Source organism: Sphingorhabdus sp. (assembly GCF_029865925.1).
Classification (GTDB): Bacteria; Pseudomonadota; Alphaproteobacteria; order Sphingomonadales; family Sphingomonadaceae; genus Sphingorhabdus_B.
Genome location: NZ_JARXAI010000041.1, coordinates 1 through 6,031, shown reverse-complemented (window position 1 = coordinate 6,031; position 6,031 = coordinate 1). Strand labels below are relative to the sequence as shown.

General features: G+C 55.0%; 8 protein-coding genes, 1 other RNA gene and 1 pseudogene. 5 read left to right on the top strand and 5 right to left on the bottom strand.

All coding sequences use genetic code 11. The annotated features are described in order from the left end of the window. The 4 genes and pseudogenes from QE270_RS03815 to rpiB all read right to left on the bottom strand — a co-directional run. Positions 1-99, bottom strand: a pseudogene (locus QE270_RS03815) (transcriptional regulator NrdR); the annotation flags it as partial. Beyond that, complete coding sequence (locus tag QE270_RS03810; protein WP_300035386.1) at positions 100-444, bottom strand: zinc ribbon domain-containing protein; 345 nt, start codon at positions 442-444, stop codon at positions 100-102. Between the two features lie 46 nt (positions 445-490). Then, positions 491-1,804: a serine hydroxymethyltransferase gene (glyA, locus tag QE270_RS03805; protein ID WP_300035383.1), complete on the bottom strand. Its 1,314-nt coding sequence runs from the start codon at positions 1,802-1,804 to the stop codon at positions 491-493. Next, positions 1,801-2,253 (bottom strand): ribose 5-phosphate isomerase B, encoded by a 453-nt coding sequence (rpiB, locus tag QE270_RS03800; protein WP_300035380.1) that lies wholly within the window; start codon positions 2,251-2,253, stop codon positions 1,801-1,803. Before rpiB ends, glyA begins: the two co-directional genes overlap by 4 nt. 116 nt (positions 2,254-2,369) lie before the next feature. On the opposite strand from rpiB, the gene QE270_RS03795 reads away from it, so the two are divergent. Then, a complete protein-coding gene (locus tag QE270_RS03795; protein ID WP_300035377.1) occupies positions 2,370-2,567 on the top strand; it encodes a hypothetical protein in 198 nt (65 codons plus the stop codon). Position 2,568: 1 nt separating this feature from the next. Here QE270_RS03795 and QE270_RS03790 read toward each other — a convergent pair whose 3' ends face one another. Beyond that, positions 2,569-3,225, bottom strand: coding sequence for an alpha/beta hydrolase (locus QE270_RS03790; protein ID WP_300035373.1), 657 nt, complete (start codon positions 3,223-3,225; stop codon positions 2,569-2,571). A gap of 85 nt (positions 3,226-3,310) precedes the next feature. Here QE270_RS03790 and QE270_RS03785 point away from each other — a divergent pair, with 85 nt between their 5' ends. The 4 genes from QE270_RS03785 to ssrA all read left to right on the top strand — a co-directional run. Continuing rightward, positions 3,311-4,381 carry an aminotransferase class V-fold PLP-dependent enzyme gene (locus tag QE270_RS03785; protein WP_300035370.1) on the top strand — a complete coding sequence of 357 codons (1,071 nt, stop codon included), beginning with the start codon at positions 3,311-3,313 and terminating at the stop codon, positions 4,379-4,381. Continuing rightward, on the top strand, positions 4,378-5,442 hold the full coding sequence (locus QE270_RS03780; RefSeq protein WP_300035367.1) for a cysteine desulfurase family protein: 1,065 nt from the start codon (positions 4,378-4,380) through the stop codon (positions 5,440-5,442). Before QE270_RS03785 ends, QE270_RS03780 begins: the two co-directional genes overlap by 4 nt. Further along, positions 5,439-5,771 (top strand): 2Fe-2S iron-sulfur cluster-binding protein, encoded by a 333-nt coding sequence (locus QE270_RS03775; protein WP_300035364.1) that lies wholly within the window; start codon positions 5,439-5,441, stop codon positions 5,769-5,771. The genes QE270_RS03780 and QE270_RS03775 overlap by 4 nt, the downstream gene beginning before the upstream one ends. Before the next feature lie 6 nt (positions 5,772-5,777). After that, positions 5,778-6,031, top strand: a transfer-messenger RNA (tmRNA) gene (ssrA, locus tag QE270_RS03770); the annotation flags it as partial.

Here is a 6,031-nt window from a genome sequence, read left to right as displayed (position 1 = left end):
ACCCTCGCACTGCCGCCGACGGCGGATCGCGCTATTGTCTTCGGTAGGACGGCTGTCCTTCACCTGGCTATCGTCATGTCCGCAAAATGGGCAGCGCAATTATTTTTCCTGATTCTTTTTCTTGTTTACATGGCGGTACGCAACAATGCCTGCACCAATCAGCGCGCCTGTGGCGAGCCCGATAGGAGCAATAATGCTAGCAGCTGCGCCAATGGCTGCACCACCGGCAACTTTTTTAACCGTGTCTTGGTCTGCCAAATGTTTACCAGTATGAAACGCATCCTTGGTCGCGCCCCAAAGATCATCGGCTGCTTCACCAACATAATGACGTGCCTGATTTGGAATGCTTTCGGCCGCAAGCTGCTCGGGCGTTTTAGCGCCACAATTGGCGCAGAACTTCGAGCCGCTGGCATATTCGGCGTTACACTCGTTACAAAATCCCATGGTCATTTCCCTTCTGTGTATTAGATGGGTAAGTCACCTTTATAATTCAAGACGGGTAGATTGGGAAGCGGCTGCACAATTCGCGCACACGAAGACGGACTCCGGCCTCGACGGCAGGATCGCCATGCTCGCCCTTTTGGCGCAGACCTTCAAGAACGTCTGAAATCATATGGCCAATCTCACGGAATTCAACTGCGCCAAAGCCGCGGGTTGTGCCAGCAGGCGAACCGACGCGAATGCCGCTGGTCTTTACAGGGGGCAGCGGATCATTGGGGATGCCGTTTTTGTTGCACGTGATTGCGGCGCGCTCAAGCGCTTCGTCAGCATCACGCCCGCTAATCCCGAGTGGGGTGAGGTCGACCAAAGCCAAATGGGTATCTGTACCGCCTGAAACCAGGTTGGCGCCACGTTTATGCAGCGTGGCGGCAAGTACCTTGGCATTGGCAATTGTTGCTGCGGCATAGGTTTTAAAGTCGGGGCGAAGCGCTTCACCAAATGCTACGGCCTTGGCAGCGATGACATGCATCAATGGACCGCCTTGGAGTCCCGGGAAGACGGCAGAGTTGATCTTCTTGGCGATTGCCTCATCATTGGTCATGATCATGCCCCCACGGGGCCCACGGAGCGTTTTATGGGTTGTATTCGTGACCACATGCGCATGTTCAAGTGGGTTGGGATGCACGCCGCCCGCAACCAAGCCAGCGAAGTGCGCCATATCGACATGGAAAATCGCACCAACTTCGTCAGCAATGGCGCGGAAGCGGGCGAAATCGATGATACGCGGATAAGCGGAGCCACCGGCGATGATGATTTTCGGCCGATGTTCCTTTGCAAGACGCTCAACTTCGTCGAAATCGATCAGGTGCGTTTCAGGATTTACACCAAACTGCACAGCGTTAAACCATTTGCCGGACATCGCGGCCTTTGCCCCGTGCGTAAGGTGTCCGCCTGCATCAAGGCTCATACCCAAAATTGTGTCACCCGGTTTAACTAAAGCGAGCATGACAGCGCCATTGGCTTGCGCCCCGGAATGTGGCTGTACATTGGCAAAGCCAGCATTGAAAAGCTTCTTAGCCCGTTCAATCGCAAGCGTTTCAACTTTGTCAGAAGGTGCGCAACCTTGGTAATAACGCTTGCCCGGATAGCCTTCGGCATATTTGTTTGTGAACACCGAACCTTGCGCTTCAAGCACAGCTTTCGAAACAATGTTTTCTGACGCGATTAGCTCAATCTGGTTTTGTTCGCGGTCCAATTCATGCGCAAGACCCGCAAAGACTTCCGCATCGGTTTCAGCCAGGCCGCGCGTGAAGAATCCGTCGGGCTGGACATCGGAGAGATCATTTGCTGGACGCGTGCTCATGCTGGTTCCTTGGTAGTGATTGGGTTGGATAATTTGTCAACGCGGCGTTGGTGACGATCACCACCAAAGTCGGTTAAGAGAAATGCATCAATACAGGCTTTTGCCATTTCGATGCCAATCAGGCGAGCGCCCATGGCAATGACGTTGGCGTCATTATGTTCGCGCGCTAGCCGCGCCGAAAGCGGTTCAGACACCAAGGCGGCACGTGCGCCAGGGTTGCGGTTTACCGCAATGGAAATGCCAATGCCTGATCCGCAAAGGGCGATGCCGCGCTCGGCCGAACCATCGGCTATCGCTGCTGCCAAGCTATAACCGTAATCGGGATAGTCCACGGACGTTTCGTCATGCGGGCCAAGGTCAGCGACATTATGGCCCAAGCCGCGCAGATAGTCGGCCAGCGCTGACTTCAGCGCGAGTGCAGCATGATCTGAGGCAATAGCTATTCGCATGGCACATCCTGAAGCAACATGAGTCGGACTTTGCCTGCCCTATGGGAGCACGCTGCAAAAGGCCATGCTGAATTTCCCCGATTGCGCGGCTTATCCACCATCTTTATGTAGCGATAATGCTCAATGCCGTTTTGTCCATCGCCATGGTTTCCGCCATCCTGCTGCTGTTCGGCGCATGGAAACGATGGCGACGCGATGGGAGCAGCCAGCAAATGTGGCTTATGGTCGCAGCGGCATTGGTCATATTCGCCAATGTTGCGATCTGGGTTGTCCCCGACAAGCAAGGCAAAAGCCTTGTCACCGAGGCTGGCTAACTCACTTGATCGGCGAGTTAGGATCCAGCCTGAAGTCGAGATAATTATTCACGGATGCCATCAGCATATCCATTTCATTTTCGAAGAAATGGTTAGCGCGCGGAATTTCGTCGTGGTGAATGGTGATGTGCCGTTGCGTGCGGAGCTTATCGACCAGCTTTTGCACCGCATTCGGGTTCACGACTTCGTCGTTCACGCCTTGAATGATAATGCCCGATGAGGGGCAGGGCGCCAGAAAGCTGAAATCATACATGTTTGCCGGTGGCGCAACCGAAATGAAACCGCGAATTTCAGGGCGGCGCATCAATAATTGCATGCCAATCCACGCGCCAAAGCTGAACCCTGCGATCCACGTCGTTGATGCTTCGGGGTGAAAACTTTGTACCCAATCGAGCGCTGACGCTGCATCGGATAATTCGCCAATGCCATTGTCGAATTCGCCTTCGCTTCGACCGACCCCACGAAAGTTAAAGCGCAGCACGCCAAATCCGCGGGCCACAAAGGTTTTGTAAAGCTGTTGCGTGATGCGGTCGTTCATTGTTCCGCCCGCTTGCGGGTGCGGATGCAATATCATCGCAATCGGAGTACGTGGGCGCGGTGGCGGCGAAAAACGCGCTTCAAGGCGGCCTTCTGGACCAGGGATAGCAATTGCGGGCATATTATAGTTCGATTCTTAGAAATGTGTGCCGAGCGGTACCCGACGGTTCGGGCTTTGCAGGAAGTTGAAGCGCTATATAGAAGGAATGACGATTTTCGCAACTGTCATGGAAACTATGCCCAACCAACCACGTATCTATCTGGACCACGCTGCCACCACGCCGGTTATTCCAGCGGCGCGTGAGGCAATGGCAGACGCGATGCTGCGCTGGGCCAATCCATCATCTCCGCATCAAGAAGGCAGAGCTGCCCGCTTTGCGCTTGAGGACGCACGCCGACGGATAGCATCTGCGCTGAATTGGGACGGTGAGGTTATTCTCACGAGCGGGGCAAGCGAGGCCATTGCACTTGGCTTAAGGGACACCGAGGCGGCGGCGAGTTCAGTCGAGCATGATGCGGTGCTTGCGGTGGCTGGCCCAACACGCGTGCCTGTTGTTGATAATGGATATGTCGACATCACTACAATTACCGGCAATGGTCGGTTTGCCGTCCAATCGGTGAACAATGAAACCGGCGTTGTACAACCAATGGCGGATATCTTAGCTGCTGTGCGAAAAGTTGGTGGCATATTCTTCGCTGACTGCTCGCAGAGTGCTGGGAAATTACCACTGCCCGATGCGGATTTAATCTCGATTTCCGCGCATAAATTGGGTGGGCCTCCGGGTATGGGGGCATTGCTTGTACGTAATCTTGGGCTGCTGTCGCCCACTGGCGGGCAGGAGCAAGGCTATCGGCGTGGAACTGAGAATTTGCCCGCAGCGATTGGATTTGCCGCAGCGCTTGAGGCGGGTTTTGCTTGGATGGAGACGGCGGTTCGTCTCCGCAAAATGTTGGAAGATGCGATTGTAGCCGCTGGCGGCGAGGTTGTGGCAGCTTCAAGCAACCGGCTCGCGACTATCGGCAGCTACCGGATGCCAGGCGTTGCAGCCTCAAGCCAGCTTATCAATTTCGATATGGCTGGCATTGCTGTATCGGCTGGCAGTGCGTGTTCTTCGGGAACATTAAAGGCCAGTCATGTGCTTGGCGCCATGGGCTGGGATAATAAATCTGCATCTGAAGTCATCCGGGTCAGCTTTGGTGCGGATACCAACGCCAGCGAGATCGAACGCTTTATCGACGTGTGGTCCAGCATTGCCGGGCGGTCAAAAATCGCATGATCTATCTCGATTATCAGGCAACTACGCCACTTGCCCCTGAGGCATTTGCAGCGATGGAACCTTGGCTGAAGACCGGCTTTGCCAACCCGCACAGCGCCCATGCAGCGGGCAGGGCGGCCGCCGCTGCGGTTGAGGTGGCCCGTGATCAGGTCGCCGCTTTGTTGCCAACGGGCGGGCGCGTGATCTTTACCTCAGGCGCGACAGAAGCGATTAATCTGGCGATTATAGGATGTGGTTTGCCGGTAAGCGCTGCTGCGACGGAGCATGCGGCGGTTTTGGATTGTGTGCATGCGCGGCATGGTGACGTTCTTCCGGTAAGTGTAACGGGTGCCCTCGTAAAACCTTTCGCGTCGGGGGGTGCGAATGAAGAATGCAGACTGTTCGCCCTCATGCTCGTGAACAACGAAATCGGGACTATTCAACCCATCGCTGAAATTGCAGCAGCCGTGCACGCACAAGGCGGGCTGCTGTTGTGTGACGCTGTGCAAGCATTCGGTCGGATGGACATCCCCAACGACCCGGATGTAATAGCAATCTCCGCGCATAAAATGCACGGACCAAAGGGCATCGGCGCTTTATGGGTGCGTGACGGGATTTCACTCACGCCACAAATGCTTGGCGGTGGGCAGGAACAGGGCATGCGCTCCGGCACGTTATCGCCCGCTTTATGCGCGGGATTTGGCGCAGCAGCGAAATTGGCTGCGGATCGGATGGAGGCTGACGCAGCGCATGTGGCTACTTTGTGGGACCACGCTATGGCGGCGTTTTCTGATTGGACGATTAACGGTTCGGCTACGGCACGCTATAAAGGTAACCTTAACATCCGCCGTGACGGAGTGGACGCTGCGCGGTTGATCTCCGAATGCCGAAACCTTGCCTTTTCCGCGGGCAGTGCTTGCGCTAGTGGTTCGGGACGACCAAGCCATGTGCTGCGGGCAATTGGCCTGACGGACGCACAGGCAAAATCTTCCATCCGCTTGGGCTTTGGCCGCTATACGACAGTCAAAGAGATTGATATTGCAGCCCATGCAATTAACCGTGCAGCAGAGGCGATGTTATGATCAAAGTTACGTTCATCAACGCTGATGGCGATGTTCAGGAAATTAATGGTGTCGAAGGGCAAAGTCTCCTCGACATTGCGCAAGCTGCCGGACAGCCGCTTGAAGGGACGTGCGAAAGCCAGATGGCTTGTTCGACGTGTCATGTAATCATCGATAAGGATTGGTTCGATAAGCTCCCCCGGTCTGTTGAAGATGAAGAGGATATGCTTGACCTCGCCAGCGGTGCAAGGCGCACAAGCCGTTTGTCTTGCCAGATTATCCTGACCCCCGATCTCGACGGGTTAGTTGTCCATATTCCGGCCGAAAGCCGAAATATGCAGGGGCTGTAACGCCCTTCACTTCCCATTCACGAAAAAGCGCCTATATTGGGCGTTGCCGGGTTTGCCCGGCTATGGTGATAAATTGCGATGTGCAATAGATGCAGCGGACCCGGGGGCGGTACCCGGCAGCTCCACCAAAATCTCTGTTCATCAGAGGTCTTGGAGGGGCTGAACTAGGATCGACGTGCGTTGAAAAGCATTGTTTTTGCCCGGCATGAATAAGCCGTGAAATGGTTCATAACCAATAGGTGCAAACGATAACTCAGCAC